This window comes from Nonomuraea sp. CA-141351, assembly GCF_050944675.1.
Lineage (GTDB): Bacteria > Actinomycetota > Actinomycetes > Streptosporangiales > Streptosporangiaceae > Nonomuraea.
In genome coordinates this window covers 7,021,245-7,036,728 of sequence record NZ_CP191982.1, presented here as the reverse complement: position 1 = coordinate 7,036,728, position 15,484 = coordinate 7,021,245, and the positions used below count along the sequence as shown (strand labels likewise).

The window sequence follows — 15,484 nt, the reverse complement described above, 5'->3', positions numbered from 1 at the left end:
CAGAATCCTCAACGTTCACACCGGTATGAAGGTCAAGGAGGAGTGAGCGTGCTGATCGGGGAGTTGAGCCGGCGGACCGGAGTCCACGCGCATCAGCTGCGTTACTACGAGGCCCAGGGCCTGCTCGAGCCCGGCCGCGGCGCCAACGGCTACCGCGAGTACGCCGACGACGCCATCCTGACCGTGACCCAGATCAGGAGGCTGCTCGAGGCCGGACTGTCGACGCAGGAAATCGGGTTCATGCTGCCCTGCGCGACCGGTGCGGCCCCGGACCTCGAGCCCTGCCCGGAGCTCCTGGACATGCTACGAGCACGCCTGAACGGGCTGGACGGACACATCGACACGCTTATCCGCTCCCGCCAGGTCCTGCACGACTACATCGATGCCACCGAACGGCGTGTGTCACCGCACTATCAGGGATACGACTCCGCCACGCCGGAGCCGGCACCGGCGTGGTCGTAAACGGGTACTGCCGGACCCCGGTTGAGCAGGACCCCTTCCATCGCTGTGACCTGCCATTTCGGGTGCTTGTCTGGAAAGGAGACACGATTCGGCGCTGCCCTGGACGGCGGGGCGCACAGGAAGGCTGATGGCATGACCGAGCACGGACGCATCGTCACCCCGTTCGGCGCGCAGACCACCGCAGCGGAGGTCGTCGCGGGCGTCGCTCTGACCGGCCGCCGCGCAATCGTCACCGGCGGCTCCTCGGGCATCGGCCTGGAGACCGCTCGGGCCCTGGCCGCAGCCGGAGCCGAGGTGACCCTCGCGGTCCGCAACTCGGGCAGAACGCCGTCAGAGATCTCGTGTCCTTCCGGAATGTTCAGTGTCGGGTGCAGCTCGAAAGGAGGCTCACATCAGCAGCGCTTGTGTCCACCTACTGTCCCGATGCGAAGGCGTGGCTGCGGCGTACCAACTGCCACACCGTCTCCAGGTCCGCCTCGTTCCGAGGTCCGTACAGCATCACCAGCGTCGGTGGGTGGCGGCCCTCGTGTACCGCCGGGTGGAACTCGGCCCATCCCTTCGCCACGACTTCGGTGGCCTCTCCCTCGGGCAGGAGGGCGTGCAGGCTCCCGTCGTGGTCCCCGTGGAGGTGGGCGAACTCCGTGCTGTCCTGGAAGAACGCCGAGCTCGGCCCGTACGCGTACGCCGGGTCCAGGTGCAGCGCCCGCGTCTCCGGCAGCGAGATGACGCTGGTGCCGGTGCGGACGTGGGCGAGGGCGGACATGCGGCGCCACAGGTCTTCCTGCAGCTCGACTGGTGCGATCTGGTCGAGCTGCTGGTGCGGGATGCCGGTCGTGGTGGCCGGGCGCGGGCCGCGACGCGACCGCAAACCCGGCCCGGCCAAGCCGGGGTCGGCCAAACCGGGCTCCACGGGAATTTCGGGCTCTCTACTGCTCACAGACAGTAATGGTACAACTACTACTTGACGGCCCCGCTGGTGATGCCCGAGATGATCTTCCGTTGGGCCACGGCGAAGACCACGACCAGCGGCAGGCTCATCAGGATCACGTACGAGAAGATCAGGTGCCAGTTGTTGAGGTAGAGCCCGGCGCTCGCCACGCGGAAGAGGTTGAGCGGGAGCGTGTCCAGCCGTCCGCCGATGACGAAGAAGGCGTAGAAGACGTCGTTCCAGACGTACAGGCAGACCAGGATGGTGGCGGTGGCCAGCACCGGGCGCAGCAAGGGGAGCACGACCAGCCAGAAGACCCTGAACGGGCTCGCCCCGTCGAGCTGCGCCGCCTCTTCGAGCGAGACGGGGATGGTACGCACGAAGCCGGTGACGAAGAAGATCACCGTCGACATGTAGATGCCCATGTAGACGCCGATCATCCCGACCGCGGTCCCGGCCAGGCCGAGCTGGCGCAGCAGCAGGACGACGGTGACGACGGCGGGCGGGAGCACGATGCCGCTGATCGCCAGCGCGTACAGCACGGCGCTGATCCTGCTGGCGCGCCGGGCCAGGATCCATGCCGCCATCGACCCGAACAGCAGCACCCCCACCACCGACGGCACGACGACGAGCAGGCTGCCCAGCGCCCCCTGGAGCACCTTGCCGTCGGCCCACACCTGGCCCAGGTTCTCCAGGAGGTGCCATGTGGACGGCAGCGAAAGGTCCGGCTGGAGCGCCTCGCTCTGGGACTTGGCGGCCGTCACCAGCACCAGCCACAGCGGGGTGCCGATGGATGCCACCACGAGGACGAGCGCGACGGCCGGCTGCAGCCGCCTCCAGCCGCTCGCATCACTCAAACCGTTCACAGGACCTCCTCCCGCTTGCGCAGGACATAGATGACCGGGAAGGCCATGAGGGCCACCAGCAGGAACAGCACCAGGCTCATCGTCGTGGCCTGCGCGAACAGTCCCTGACCGAAGGTGCGGTAGATGAAGATGTTCAGGATCTCGGTCGTGCGGGCGGGACCGCCGCCGGTGGTGGCCTGGGCGACGTCGAAGCCGTTCATCGAGCCCAGCAGCGCCGTGGCGACGTTGAACGTGATCGCGGGCGCCAGCAGCGGGAAGCGGACCGTCCAGAACGTACGCCACCGCGACGCCCCGTCGATGTGGGCGGCCTCCACGATGTCCTCAGGGATGGTCTTCAGCCCGGCCAGGTAGATGAGCATCGACAGCCCCATCCACTTCCACGCGTGGATCAGCGCGACCACCACGATCGTCCAGGTGGTGTCGCCGAGCCAGGCGTAGTCGATCCCGAGGAGCTGGTTCAGGCCGCCGGTGGGCTTGAGCAGGGCCTGGAAGATGTAGCCGACGGCCAGCGCGGACATCAGCACGGGGATGAGGAAGAACACCCTGGCCACCCGGTTGACCAGGGTGTCGCGTTCGAGCAGCACGGCCAGGCCGAAGCCGAACGCGTTCTGGAAGACCGCCACCAGCACCGCGTACACCACCGTGACCCGTAGCGACCGGAACAGCGTGCCGTTGGAGGCCAGGTCGGTGAAGTTCTCCAGCCCGACGGGACTGATCGAGCTCTTGAAGCCCGACCAGTCGGTGAAGGCGTAGACGAAGTTGAACACCGTCGGCAGGAAGAAGAACACCAGCAGGATGGCGAACGCCGGAGCCATGAACCACATGGGGTGCGTCCGCCGCCGGACGACGGGACGTCCGGGGCTCGTGGCGCGGCGGGGCACGGTCTGCCTGGCGGTAGTGGTGGTCAGCATGTGGAACTCCTCAGAAACCGCTCGCCCCGGCCGCCTTGGCGAGCTGGGCGAACTGGTCCTGCGTGGCCGAGGCGACCTTCTCCGGCGTCAACGTCCCGTTGATCATGTCGGCCAGGTTCAGGTACAGGTCCGGGTTGGCCACCGCCAGCGCCTGCATGGACCCGACGGCGGTGGGCAGCGAGGCGTGCACGTCGAGGAGCGCCTGCGGCACGCCCGCCGGGCTGGGCACCGACGGCTCCAGGGAGACGGTGTTGCGGTCGGCGACGAAGTCCTTGTAGCCGGGGCCCATCCAGTACGCCAGGAGCTGCCGCGCCGCGGCCTCGCGCTTGGCGTCACCGGTCTTGAACGCCACCAGCGCGTTGGACTGGTCGGGGATGAACGTGCCGACGTTGCCCGACGGCGAGATCGGGAAGAAACCGATTTTCTTGTTCAGCGTCGCGGTGTCCGCCGAGGCCTGGAGTTGCCCGAAGAACGAGTTCACCTGCACGGCCATGGCGGCCTTGCCGGACAGCAGCGCCGCGCCCTGGTCCTCGAACTTCGCGGTCTTGATGTCGGAGTTGAACAGCCCCTCGTCGATCAGCGACTTGTACTTCTTGATCGCCCCGACCACGGTCGGGCTGTTGAACGTCTCCTTGCCCGTGTTGATCCGCTCCCACAGGCCGTCCTTGGCCGCGTCGGCGAGCTGGACCTGCACCCACCACTGGGTCGCCCACTTGTCGCCGGCCATCTCGAAGAACGGCGTGACGCCCTTGCCCTTGAGCGTGCGCGCCAGCTCCACCATCTCGTCGAAGTTCTTCGGCGTACTGGTGATCTTGTTGGCGGCGAAGACCTCCTTGTTGTAGTAGACGCCTTCGACCGCGGGGCTCGTGACGAGGGCCGCGTACCGGGTGCCGTTCAGGATGCCGGTCATGTCCTTCAGGTCCGGCGACAGCTGCGACAGCCACGGCGCGTCGTTCAGCGGCTGGAGGTTGGCCTTGGCGTTGATCGCGGTCAGCATGGACGCGGTCGGCTGCCAGAACGCCAGGTCGGGCTTGTCACCGGTGGCGACCTTGGTCTGGATGCCCTGCTCGTACGGGTCCGGGATCGTCACGACCTCGACCGTCGCGCCCGTCGCCTGCTGGAATCCGGCGATGACCGCCTTGGGCACGGTGTTGCTGTTCTGCGCGGCCCAGATCGTCAGCTTCACGCCGTCGAGCTTCGCGGTCGGGTCGGCCCAGGTCGCGGCGGCGGCGGGGGCGGAGGAGGAGGTCTCGACCGAGGGGTCGCTGCAGGCGGCGAGCCCGAGCGCGAGCGTCGCCGCGGCGGCGGCGGACGTCCATTTCGTCTTCATGGTGGTCTCTTTCATGAGGCGGTGCGGATGCGGAAGATCCGGGCGGAGAGGGGCTCCTCGCCACGGGACGTGAGCGTCAACACGCCAGGGCCGGGCTGCCAGTCGCGATCCCAGTCCGGCAGGTGCCGCGGGTAAAGGACGTCGATCTCGACCGCACGGCCCGCCAGGTGGGGCAGGTCGAGCCGTACGGACCACGCATCATCCCGCCGCCAGACGCCAGCGTATGTGGTGTCGCCGGCACGTAGTCCCAGCGCGACCGTGCCGTCGTCCCAACGCGGCAGCCCGAGCGGCCACAGCGGCGTCGCGCGGGCCAGGTCCGCGCGAATCTCCTGGTGGACGCGTACGGCGTCGCGGACGGACTCGAGCTGCGCGGCGCTCATCCCGTCCAGGTGGCCGGACAGGTAGAGCCGCCCCAGCATGCCGGTGCACAGCGTGAAGGCGATCTCCTCGTCCGACATGTCGGGTTGCGGGTAGGCCCAGCTCGCCGACTGCTCGGGCAGCAGCGACATCGGCGCCGACACCGCGATCGGCGGGTAGAGCCGGAAGTCCTGCTGGTCGCTGGTGGACTGCAACTGCAGCCTGGACAACATCGCGTAGTCCATGCGCATGGCGCCCGACGCGCAGTTCTCCAGCGTGAGCCCGGGGTGGCGCTCGAGCACGCCCTCCAGCCATGCCAGGTGCGCCCGGTTGGCGGCCAGCAGCCCGTCCCCGGCGCTGTCGGCGTCCAGGTCGGTGCCCGCTCCCGGGTCGATGTTGTAGTCGAGCTTGAAGTAGCCGACGCCCAGCTCCTCCACCAGCCGGTCCACGACCTGGTCCAGGTGCGCGACCGCGCGGGGGTGGCGCAGGTCGAGGTGGTAGCGGCCGTGCTCGACCAGGCGTACGCCGCCGCGCTGCAGGAACGCCTCCGGCGGCAGCTTGTCCGCCATGGGGCTGCGTACCCCGATCACCTCGGGCTCCAGCCACAGGCCCGGCACCATGCCGAGCTCCCGGATGCGGCCGAGCACCTCCTCGATGCCGCGCGGGAACCGCGTCTGCGACGGCTGCCACTCTCCGACGCTGTCCCACCAGGTGCCGCCGTCGTCGTACCAGCCGGCGTCCACGCAGAACACCTCGGCCCCCGCGGACGCGGCGGCGTCGATCAGCGGCAGCAGCTTGGCCGTGGTCGGGTCGCCCGACAGCGTGTTCATGTAGTCGTTGAACACCACCGGCAGCCGCTCCCGGTCGGGGTGCGGCCGGACGATCGCCCGCCGATGCGCGGTCAGCGCCTCAGCCGCGCCCTCCAGGCCGGCGTCGGACACCGCGACCGACACGGGCACCGTGGTGAACGACTCCCCGGGGTGGAGCCGGTGCTGCCACTGGTGGTCGATGTCGGTCGGGCCGAGCAGCGCGACGCACGGGTCGTCGAGCCGCTCGCCCACCTCCCAGCGCCAGGGACCGTTGTGCTCGATCTGCCACAGCCACGCCTGCCCGCTGCCGCGGTCGATCAGCCCGCCTGTGGGCAGGTGGCTGCCGGTCGACCAGGTGCCCGTGCTGACGACCGCGAGCCGGCCGCGGCCGTCCTGCCCGTGAAAGGGCAGGTGCAGGTCGGGTACGGCCTGCGCGCGGAGGCCCTCGCGGACCCAGCGGCTCTCGCCCAGCCACTCGCTGTCGGCCCGCACCACGTCGGTGGAGTCAACCGACCCCGCGAAGGCGGCGGCGAACGACGTGACGCCCAGCAGCAGCGCGGGCTCCTGGCCGCGGTTGGTCACCTTTGTCCACGACTGGAACGCGGCGACCCCGTCCGCCGAGCGGAGGAACACCTCGGCGTCCAGCCCGCTCTCCGCATCGTGCAGGTGTACCCGCAGGACGTGCCATGCCCCGTCCGTGCGCTGGTCGCAGCCCAGATAGGCGAGGCGCCGGCCGACCGCGGTCTGGGAGAAGCGATGCGAGGCGCGCGCCCGCCCGGTGCCCGGGAGCAGCAGCTCCACCAGCGGCTGCGTCGCCCGGGGCCGGTGCGCGGTGGCCGCGTCGCCGCGCGACAACGACCGCACGCCGACCGGGCCGTCGGGTGAGACGTCGAGCACGACCCGAAGGCTCGGGTGGCCCCAGACGACGCTGGTGTTCATGGATCTCCCTTGCTTGTTCTAGCCGAGTGGTGCGGCGATCTGGATGCGGTCGATGTCGGGTGCGTAGCGGCTGGAGGCGTTGCCGAACGTGATCGTGTTCGCTCCGGCGGCCAGCGTGACGTCCACCACAGTGGTGCGGTAGTTCGACCAGCCCAGCGTGTTCCGGAAGTAGTGCCGGATGGCTGAGCCGCCGTTGACGGAGATGTCGGCGTAGCGGTCGACGATGTTGGTGTTGTAGTTGGTTGCGCCATCGCCCAGCTCGCCGTTGGCGTACGTGACGACCATGCGGTAGCGGCCCGCCGACGGGACGGTGACGTTGTTGAAGCGCAGCGTGTTGGCCGCGCCGGCGCCGATGAAGCCGACGTACCGGCCGCCCGAGGCGGCCGAGTTGGAGGCGACCTTGGCGGCGCCGCCCAGCGTGTTGGCGCCGGCCTCGGCCTCGTACGCGGTGATCGTGCCGGACGACGATGCCACGTCGATGTAGTCCAGCAGGGCCGTGCCCACCTCGAGGCGGTTGATCCCCGCTGTCAGGAACACCTTGACGGTCGCCGTGGTCCAGTCCTGCGCGGCGGGCAGCGTGACGTCGGTCAGGTCGGAGCCGTTGAGCCGCAGCCTGACCACGCGGGAGGCCTGAGCCGAGTAGCGCAGGCCGACGTTGTAGTAGCCGTCCGTGGGCGCCGTGACCACGAACTTGGTGCCGCCGTCCACGTAGGAGACCGGGCCGTACGTGATCGACCCGGACAGGGCGGCGTACTCGGCCTCATAGCGGGAGCCGCCGGTCGCCGCCTTGGCCGGGGTCACGATCACGTGGTACGCCGAGGCGCCCTTCAGGCCCGTCAGCGGGATCGTGATCTGGCCGCTCGTGGGGGTGAAGTTCGTGTCGGTGAGCTTGTACGGGCCGGAAGAGGGGTTCAGCCCGGTGTCGTCCACGCCCCGGACGGTGGCGTGGACCGTGGTGCCCAGGGCGCTCGGGATGCCCTTGACGACCAGGTTCGTATCGTACGTGCCGCTGGCCGGGTTGTTGCCGCCGAAGATCACCCTGGCCTGCTTCTTGGTCTGGTCGAACGCGGCGAGGCCCTGGAGCGAGCCGCCCGCGGCCGGCGGGGTGACGGCCACGGTGTTGCCGGTCAGCTCGCCGTACCACTTGTACAGCCACCAGCCGCCGGTCGCCTGGTTGTTCCTGGTGACCAGGTCGTTCAGCCCGCCGGCCGTCGTCCAGTACGCCAGGCAGCCGTCGACCTTGCTGTTCTCGAACTTGGCCACGAACTGCACCAGATTGCCCGGCACACCCAGGTCGCCCGACGACCTGCCGTACTCGTTGATCGTGATGGCTCTGGCGGATATGCCGAGGCTCGACTCGATCGCCCGGTAGTCGGAGTAGTGCGTCTGCCAGCTCGTGAAGAAGTCGTTGCCCAGCTCGTGCCAGGTGGTGACGTCGGGCAGCACGCTGTTGTCCCGCGCGAACTGCATGAACGTGCGCATGTCGGCCGAGCGGTAGCTCGCGAAGTTGGGGCCGGCGATGCGGGCGCCGGGGTCGAGCGAGCGGATCCGGCGGTAGACGGTCCTGTAGTCGTTCATGAAGCCGGTCAGGTTGCCGCCGTACCAGATCTGGTCGGGCTCGTTGAAGGGGACGTACACGTACGAGGTGCGGTACGGGTCGGCGACGACCTTCCTGACCATCGTGTCCACCTTGGCCAGGTAGTCGTCGATGCCGAGGTTCTCGTACGGCCACTGCTTGTAGATGTCCTGCATGTAGATCTGGATCTCGCGGCCGCCCGCGCGCTTGAACATGGGGGCGATCTTGAGCGCGTCACCGTTCGGGTGCTGCAGGCCGTCGGGGGCCTTCTGGGCGGTGACCTGGGGCTTGAGGGCGGCAAGCATGGTCTCGTTCGGGATGCCCTCCTCGCCCAGTCCGTACAGGAAGCCGGTGGCGCCGTAGCGAAGCGCGCCGGTCTGTGAGGCGAGGTCGACGACGAGCTGGAACGCGGCCTGGACGGGGGCGGCATGCACGGCGGCGGTCACCATGACCACCGTCGGCACCGCTGACCAGGCATTTTTCCTCCTCATGACGGGACAACCTCCTTGCGCGCTGGGACGTTTTCGCGCACTTGGGGGACGTGGAGGTGCTAGATGTGACCGGTCACATTTCCTTGTGGCATGAGTGTGACCGCTCACATAGCCCAGGAAAAGACCCTGTTACCAGGTTGTTACCAGCAAATGTCCGACGAGCGACCAGTAGGCGGGCCGGCAACAGCCCACCCGTTGACCGACGAAGTGGTGGACCGGCCGACGCCCACCCCGGACCGGCATCGCCTTCGGGCGATTGGTGGGCCGGAGCACCATAGCCGGGTGAGGCCGGACTCTCCCAGCCGCGGCTTCCGACCCTCGTTCCCGCTGCCCCTTATGCAAAGCGGCCCACACTGCCGCACGGGAACGACCGCGCCATCTGGACGCTCCGGCGGTGCCGCGTCCGGTCGTGCGCATCGGCCACGATCTCTTTCCGGACCCCGCCGGGCCGCGGCCTGGCGGGCCGGGTCCCCGACGCGGGTGCTGACGGCCTGCGCACGCTGGAGGGGCGGGTTGGGGCTTGCGGGCCGTACGCGGGAGGATGGGGCGGTGCACGGGAACGAGGAGACGCGCCTGAGGGTGAGGCTGCTCGGCACCCTCGAGGTGTGCCGCGGCGACGCCGTGGTGGCCGTTCCCGGCGCCCGGCTCCGCGGCCTGATCGCGCGGCTGGCGCTGGCCGGCGGCCGGCCGGTCGAAACAGGCGTCCTGGTCGATGCGCTGTGGCCGCAGGAGCTCCCGGCCGACCCGGCGAACGCGCTGCAGTCGCTGGTCTCCCGGCTGCGCCGGCTGCTCGACGAGGCCGGCGCGGTCACTCAGTCCGAGGACGGCTACCGCCTCGGCGTCACGGATGACGACGTTGACGCGCTGCGGTTCGAGCGGCTGGCCGCGCACGGCCGTGACCGGCTCCGGGCCGGCGATCCCCGGGAGGCGGCCGGGCTGCTGGGCGAGGCGGTCGCGCTCTGGGGCGAACCGTCGGTGATCGCCGCGGTCGCCCCGGCGGTCGCGACGCGGCTGGCGTGCACCGCGGTAGAGGCGGGCGCGGATCTGGCCGAGGCGGAGCTGGCGCTGGGCCGCGCCGACGACGCCGTCACCCGGCTGAGCGCCCTGCTCGCCGAGCACCCGGCGGACGAGCGGGTGGCCGCGCTGCAGATGGACGCGCTGGCCGCCCAGGGCCGCCAGGCCGACGCCCTCGACCTGTATGAGCGGGTGCGCGAGACCCTCGCCGACCGGCTCGGCGCCGACCCCGGCGCCGCCCTGCGCGAGCGTCACCTGCGCCTGCTGCAGTCGCCGCCTCCCGCTCACGAGGCGCAGCGGGAGGAGCCCGCGAGTAATCTGCCCGCTGCCCTGACCAGCTTCATCGGGCGCGACGACGACCTCGCCCGGATCGACACGCTGCTCGCCCGCGGGCGCCTCGTCACGGTGGTCGGGCCGGGCGGGGCAGGCAAGACCCGGCTCGCGGTCGAGGCGGGCCGCCGCCACCGCCACGAGTACCGCGACGGCACCTGGCTGGTCGACCTGGCTGCGGTCACCGAGCCGGCAAAGGCCGGTGCGGCGATGCTGGCCGCAATCGGGCTGCGCGGCGCCGCGCTCTTCGAGGCCTCCGGCCGGATGCGAGGCGAGGGCAGCGAGCTGGACGTGCTCGCCGACCAGCTCAACGGCCGGGAGAGCCTGCTCGTGGTGGACAACTGCGAGCACCTGATCGACGCCGTCGCGCACCTGATCGCAGCGCTGCTGCCGCGCTGCGCCGGGCTGCGGGTGCTGGCGACCAGCCGCGAGCCGCTCGCGATCGACGGCGAGGCGCTGGTCCCGCTCGGCCCGCTGGAGCTGCCGGGCCCCGGCGACGACCTCGAGGACATCCGCCGCAGCGCGGCGGTACGCCTGTTCACCGAACGGGCCGCGGCGGTGCGCCCCGGCTTCGACATCGACGAGCAGACACGCGCAGACGTGGTCCGGCTGGTGCGCGGCCTGGACGGCCTGCCGCTGGCGCTGGAGCTGGCCGCGGCCCGGCTGCGGACCCTGTCGCTGGTCGAGCTCGCCGCCGGGCTGTCCGACCGGTTCCGGCTGCTCACCACAGGCAGCCGGGCCGCGTCGCCGCGGCACCGCACGCTGCGCGCGGTCATCGCCTGGAGCTGGGATCTGCTCGGCGAGAACGAGCGTACGGTGGCCGAGCGGGTCTCGGTCCTGCCCGGCGGCGTGACGCAGGAGTCGGCCGCCGCGGTCTGCGCCGGCACCGCGGTGCTCCCGGGCGAGGTCCCCGAGCTGCTCGCCGCCCTGATCGACAAGTCGCTGCTGCATCTGGCGCCCGACGCGGGCCGCTACCGGATGCTCGAGACCCTGCGCGAGTACGGGATCGAGCGGCTCGCCGACCGGGGCGCGCTCGACGCCGTCCGGGATCTCGCCGCCCGCTACCTGGCCGACCTGGTCGCCCGCGAGGAGCCGCTGCTGCGCGGCCCCGATCAGCTCGCCGCGCTGCGCGTGATGCGCACCGAGTACGACAACGCGCTCGCCGCCCTGCGCCACCTGTGCGACACCGGCAACGCCACCGCGGCCGTCACGCTCGCCATGGACCTCTCCTGGTACTGGCAGATACTCGGCCGGCATGCCGAAGCGGCGTACTGGCAGGGGGAGGCGCTGGCGCTACCTGCCGCGAGGCACACGCTGGACCGCGACACCGCCGAGGCAGTCCTCCTGCTCAGCCGCATCAACGCCCGCTCCCCGCTGACCGTCGAGGGCCTGCACGAGAACGAATCCGCGCTGCGGGCCCTGGCCGATCGCCTGCTCGCCCACCCGTCGCTGCCCGGGTTCGCCGGCGTGCTGGCCGCGATCACGCTCCACTTCCTGCGGGAGCACGAGGCGTCGCTCGCCTTGGTTCAGCATCTCGTCGACGGCCCCGACGTCTGGCTGTCCGGGCTGGCCCACATGTTCCGGGCCTCGTTCGCCGAGAACGAAGGCGACCTCGACCAGGTACGCGCCGACGTGGCCGCCGCGCTCGACGCCTTCGGCCGGGCCGGCGACCGCTGGGGCCTGGCCGCCGCGCTGCCGATGCGCGCGCTGCTGCGGCAGTACGACGGGGACCTCGACGGCGCGTTGGCGGACCTTCGCGAGGCCCGGGCACAGGCGCAGCAATTCGGCTCGCTGAGCCTGGCCGACGAGATCTTCCTCGACGTGCGCTGGATCGACCTCTGCCTGCGGCGGGGCGAGGACGCCCGAGCGAGGGCGATGCTCGAGGCGGTCCGCGAGCGGGCGGGGCGATCGGCGTCGCCCGAGCTGGTCGTCATCGTCACCGCTCTCGAGGCCGGCATGTGGCTACGACTCGGCGACCCGGACCGCGCGCAGGCCCGCATCGAGGCGGCCGAGGCGGAGATGGCCGGCGAGTCCCCGGCCGGCGGCGCCCACGGGCGGGCGATCGTCAGCTCGGCGCGGGCCTTGCTGTGCGTGCGGCGGGGCGACGCCGAGGGCGCCGAGGCGGCGCTGGCCCGGGCGTACGGGGCGGCCCTGGAGAACCGGGACCTGCCGATCATGGCGATGGTCGCGGTGGCCGAGGCCGAGCTGGCCGGGCTGCAGGGGCGGCACCGGGACGTGGCCCTGCTGCTCGGCGCGGCGGCCCGGCTGCGCGGCACCCACGACCTCAGCGACCGGCAGATCCAGGAGATGGTCGCCCGCGGCCGCGCGGCGCTGGGCGAGGACGTCTTCGACGCGGCATACCAGGATGGCTGGCAGCTGGACGGGAAGACGGCCTCGCTCCAGGTCGATCCGGCGCGCCTGCGCCGGGAGCTGGACGGCCCGGTGCAGGCGTAAGCCCTATCCCCGGAACAGCTCCAGGTCGAAGGCCTCGGCGATCGCCTTGTTGCCCGCGTCGTTCGGATGGATGTTGTCGCCGGAATCGAACTCGGCGCGCAGCTTCGTCGGTGCGGCCGGGTCACGGGTGGCCGCGTCCAGATCGACCACCGCGTCGAACTCACCGCTGCTGCGGATCCAGCGGTTCACGTCCTGGCGCATGCGCTCGCCCTCCGCCGTAAAGACGAACGTGCCGCCGAATTGCGTCAGCGTGCAGCCGATGATCCGCAGGCCGTGCAGATGCGTGCGGCCGATCAGCAGGCGGTAGCCGGCGATGATGTCCTCCGCCGTCGCCCGCTCGCTCTCCGGCATGCCCGGCATGTAGCCGAAGCAGATGTCGTTGCCTCCCTCGGACAACACCACCCAGCGCACGCCGGGCCGGGCCAGCACGTCGCGGTCGAAGCGCGCCAGCGCGCTGGCGCCGAAGCCGTCGGTCTCGCGCAGGACGCGGTTGCCGGCGATACCCATGTTGATCACCGCGCGCGGCGGCAGGTCCTGCTGCGCGGCCAGCCGGCGCGCCAGCAACGAAGGCCACGGCGTGTCCGCATCGGGCGTGGTGCCGGCGCCATCGGTGATGGAATCGCCGAAGGCGACGATGGTGGCGGCCGTGGGCTGCGCCAGCACGTCGATGCCGGCGAGCCACAAATAGGACTGAAACCCGGTGGCGTCATGCAGGCTCCGCGTGGCGGCCTGGTTGCCCGGTGCGAGCCACGCCGTGCGCAGTCCGACCTCGTGCGTCGTGGGAATGACGTTCTCGCCGGGGATGTACAGCGAAACGACCAGATCGGTCTGCGCGGGCACGTCGTACTCGATGGGATCGCTGTAGATCTGCGCGCCCGTCGGCAACACCACCGCATCGCGCCCGCCGAAGGTCAGTTCGCGCGTGCTGCCCGCGCGGATCGCCGCGCCGCTGTCGTGCCGCGCGATCTGCGCGGCATCGATGCGCACCGGCGCGTAACCGAAGGAGTTCGACAGCGCGACACGCACGGCCGTGCCGCCCACGGTGGCACGCGCCACCATGCGCACGGTCTGCGCGCTGACCTTCGTCGGCGCGGCCGGCGGTTCGGCCGGCTGGGGCGTGAAATCCTGTGCCGCCGCGTCGGCGTCCGGCGCACCGGCCAGAGGAGCGTCGTCCGGAGGACCCGGCATCTGCGGCCCTCCACCGGGCTCGGCGGGCTGCGCCAGCTGCTGCGCCGTGCCCCAGGTGGCGATCCAGTTTCCCTGGTTTGCAGGGCTTGTCCTTATGCTTTCGCGGACCTCGTCCATGGACCCAACCTCACAAATTGAAATGGCTCGTGGTCATATTGCGGATCGATGTTTCCGTCCGGGCCCGGCGGTCGAAGTATTTCCCGTCTACCGCCTCGGGGGGATGGGCGGCACAGGCCCTCGGAGCCGGCCCGCGCCGCTGCGGCCGCCTCGTGCCCGAGGTGCCGCCGGATGGCGGCGCGGCGACGGGCACGGCGCTCTCATTCAGAACCAGCGCGCGAGCGCCTCGTCGAGTGACTTGGACGACGCGTCTGTCCACGCGATGCAGCCGTCGGGACGGATCAGCATCGACGTGCCTTCCTTGGTGTGTGCATGGTGCACGTTTCGCGGGAGCGACCGTTCCGAAGGCGAGACGAACAGGCCGCCGCCTTTCTCCATCAGCGCGTAGAGCCGCTCTTCGCTGCCGTCGGCGAGCGTGAGGAGCCGGTCCTTCGCGAGCGTGCCGACGAGCGGGTCGTCGTCGCCGAGGTCGTAACGAATGCCGGCACCCGAGAGCATCTCGCCGATGTGGCGATTGCCTTCGGGCAGCTTGATCAGGTCGCTCACGATGGTGCGGAGCGCGCTCGTGAGCGGATCAGGACGTACCAGCGCGACTTGCGCGCGGGTGTTTTCCAGGACGCGCGCACCGACGCAATGGCGCTCGGCGGTGTAGGAGTCGAGGAGATGATCGCGCCCCTTCACCGCCGCGGCAAGCTTCCAACCAAGGTTGGCGGCGTCGACGAGACCGAGGTTCAAGCCTTGACCGCCAAAGGGTGAGTGGACGTGCGCGGCGTCGCCGGCGAGAAGGACGCGGCCCATACGGTAGGTCGTAGCCTGCCGCGCGTTATCGGTCCAGCGCGTCGCCTTCGACATCGAAAGGATCTTGACGTCGGTGCCGCTCACGCGCTGGATCGACGCTTCGACCTCGACCTGCGTGATCGGCGCATCCCGATCCGGCGGCGGGCCGTCGAACTCCGCCGTGAAGACACGCCCCGGGATCGACGTGATGAGGCCGCGCGGCGTTCGCTGCCAACCCTTCACGAGCTTCTCGGGCGCATCGAACTCGACGAGAGCCTGATAGCCGGTGATGGTCGGATCCGTGCCGGGGAACTCGAAGCCGGCGACCTTGCGGACGCGGCTCCGGCCACCGTCGCAGCCGACCAGGTACTTCGCGCTCAGCGGGCCCGCGCTCGTCCGCACGGTCACGCCGTCGTCGTCCTGCTCGAAATCTTCCACCACAACGCCGCGACGGATCTCGATCCCGAGCTCGCTCGCGCGCGCGGTCAGCATCCTCTCGAGCGCCTCCTGCGGCACCATACGGCTGTGGCGCTCCGGGTCGCGCTGAAGATCCTGGTCAATCACGAACAACGCGGAAAAATGGCCGCCCGGCTTCTTCACCGGTCCGGATCCGGCACGCGCCGCCTTCGTCATCGGCATCGTCACTTCTTCCTCATCCAGCGCAGGCGCGAACCCGCGTCGCTCCAGCGCCTCGACTCCCACCGCGCCGATTGCGGCGGCCTTGATCCCGCGGTCGGGCTCCACGAGCCGCTCCAGCACGAGCGGCTTCACGCCCGCGATCTCGAGCTCGATTGCGAGGAAAAGGCCGACCGGGCCGGCGCCGACAATGACGACGTCGTGCACCACAAGATCGCTCATGTCTCCGTCCTTTCGTCTCGGACCGGGCCTTGCAGGCTCCGCCCTCGACATGCAGACTGCAGCGGCCCTCTGGCATC

The 15,484-nt window shown here is 70.6% G+C and carries 10 protein-coding genes and 1 pseudogene; 3 read left to right on the top strand and 8 right to left on the bottom strand.

Annotation, left to right across the window (positions count from 1 at the left end):
- The first annotated feature begins 42 nt into the window (after positions 1–42).
- Positions 43–462 (top strand): MerR family transcriptional regulator, encoded by a 420-nt coding sequence (locus ACQPWU_RS33270; RefSeq protein WP_433428775.1) that lies wholly within the window; start codon positions 43–45, stop codon positions 460–462.
- A gap of 132 nt (positions 463–594) precedes the next feature.
- Positions 595–771, top strand: a pseudogene (locus ACQPWU_RS33265) (SDR family NAD(P)-dependent oxidoreductase); the annotation flags it as partial.
- 103 nt (positions 772–874) lie between these two features.
- On the opposite strand, the gene ACQPWU_RS33260 reads toward ACQPWU_RS33265, so the two are convergent.
- The 6 genes from ACQPWU_RS33260 to ACQPWU_RS33235 are packed head-to-tail and all read right to left on the bottom strand — an operon-like array spanning position 875 to position 8,669.
- Positions 875–1,399: a luciferase family protein gene (locus ACQPWU_RS33260; protein WP_433428772.1), complete on the bottom strand. Its 525-nt coding sequence runs from the start codon at positions 1,397–1,399 to the stop codon at positions 875–877.
- Positions 1,400–1,419: 20 nt separating this feature from the next.
- A complete protein-coding gene (locus tag ACQPWU_RS33255; RefSeq protein ID WP_433428770.1) occupies positions 1,420–2,256 on the bottom strand; it encodes a carbohydrate ABC transporter permease in 837 nt (278 codons plus the stop codon).
- Positions 2,253–3,167: a carbohydrate ABC transporter permease gene (locus tag ACQPWU_RS33250; RefSeq protein WP_433428767.1), complete on the bottom strand. Its 915-nt coding sequence runs from the start codon at positions 3,165–3,167 to the stop codon at positions 2,253–2,255. The genes ACQPWU_RS33255 and ACQPWU_RS33250 overlap by 4 nt, the downstream gene beginning before the upstream one ends.
- 10 nt (positions 3,168–3,177) lie before the next feature.
- On the bottom strand, positions 3,178–4,497 hold the full coding sequence (locus tag ACQPWU_RS33245) for an ABC transporter substrate-binding protein (RefSeq protein WP_433428765.1): 1,320 nt from the start codon (positions 4,495–4,497) through the stop codon (positions 3,178–3,180).
- Between the two features lie 11 nt (positions 4,498–4,508).
- Positions 4,509–6,602 carry a glycoside hydrolase family 36 protein gene (locus tag ACQPWU_RS33240; protein ID WP_433428762.1) on the bottom strand — a complete coding sequence of 698 codons (2,094 nt, stop codon included), beginning with the start codon at positions 6,600–6,602 and terminating at the stop codon, positions 4,509–4,511.
- Positions 6,603–6,620: 18 nt separating this feature from the next.
- The gene (locus tag ACQPWU_RS33235; RefSeq protein ID WP_433428759.1) at positions 6,621–8,669 is read right to left on the bottom strand and encodes a hypothetical protein; all 2,049 of its coding nucleotides are present in this window, start codon (positions 8,667–8,669) and stop codon (positions 6,621–6,623) included.
- Positions 8,670–9,218: 549 nt separating this feature from the next.
- Here ACQPWU_RS33235 and ACQPWU_RS33230 point away from each other — a divergent pair.
- Positions 9,219–12,467, top strand: coding sequence for a BTAD domain-containing putative transcriptional regulator (locus ACQPWU_RS33230; protein ID WP_433428756.1), 3,249 nt, complete (start codon positions 9,219–9,221; stop codon positions 12,465–12,467).
- A 3-nt stretch (positions 12,468–12,470) separates the two neighbouring features.
- On the opposite strand, the gene ACQPWU_RS33225 is transcribed toward ACQPWU_RS33230, so the two are convergent.
- Positions 12,471–13,772 carry an SGNH/GDSL hydrolase family protein gene (locus ACQPWU_RS33225; RefSeq protein ID WP_433428753.1) on the bottom strand — a complete coding sequence of 434 codons (1,302 nt, stop codon included), beginning with the start codon at positions 13,770–13,772 and terminating at the stop codon, positions 12,471–12,473.
- A gap of 204 nt (positions 13,773–13,976) precedes the next feature.
- Positions 13,977–15,407: an FAD-dependent monooxygenase gene (locus ACQPWU_RS33220; RefSeq protein ID WP_433428751.1), complete on the bottom strand. Its 1,431-nt coding sequence runs from the start codon at positions 15,405–15,407 to the stop codon at positions 13,977–13,979.
- Positions 15,408–15,484 lie beyond the last annotated feature (77 nt).

Excerpts from the sequence above, each read along its gene's own strand:
- ACQPWU_RS33250 (WP_433428767.1), bottom strand. The coding sequence starts at position 3,167 with ATGCTGACCACCACTACCGCCAGGCAGACCGTGCCCCGCCGCGCCACG.
- ACQPWU_RS33245 (WP_433428765.1), bottom strand. The coding sequence starts at position 4,497 with ATGAAGACGAAATGGACGTCCGCCGCCGCCGCGGCGACGCTCGCGCTC.
- ACQPWU_RS33240 (WP_433428762.1), bottom strand. The coding sequence starts at position 6,602 with ATGAACACCAGCGTCGTCTGGGGCCACCCGAGCCTTCGGGTCGTGCTC.
- ACQPWU_RS33235 (WP_433428759.1), bottom strand. The coding sequence starts at position 8,669 with ATGAGGAGGAAAAATGCCTGGTCAGCGGTGCCGACGGTGGTCATGGTG.
- ACQPWU_RS33225 (WP_433428753.1), bottom strand. The coding sequence starts at position 13,772 with ATGGACGAGGTCCGCGAAAGCATAAGGACAAGCCCTGCAAACCAGGGA.
- ACQPWU_RS33220 (WP_433428751.1), bottom strand. The coding sequence starts at position 15,407 with ATGAGCGATCTTGTGGTGCACGACGTCGTCATTGTCGGCGCCGGCCCG.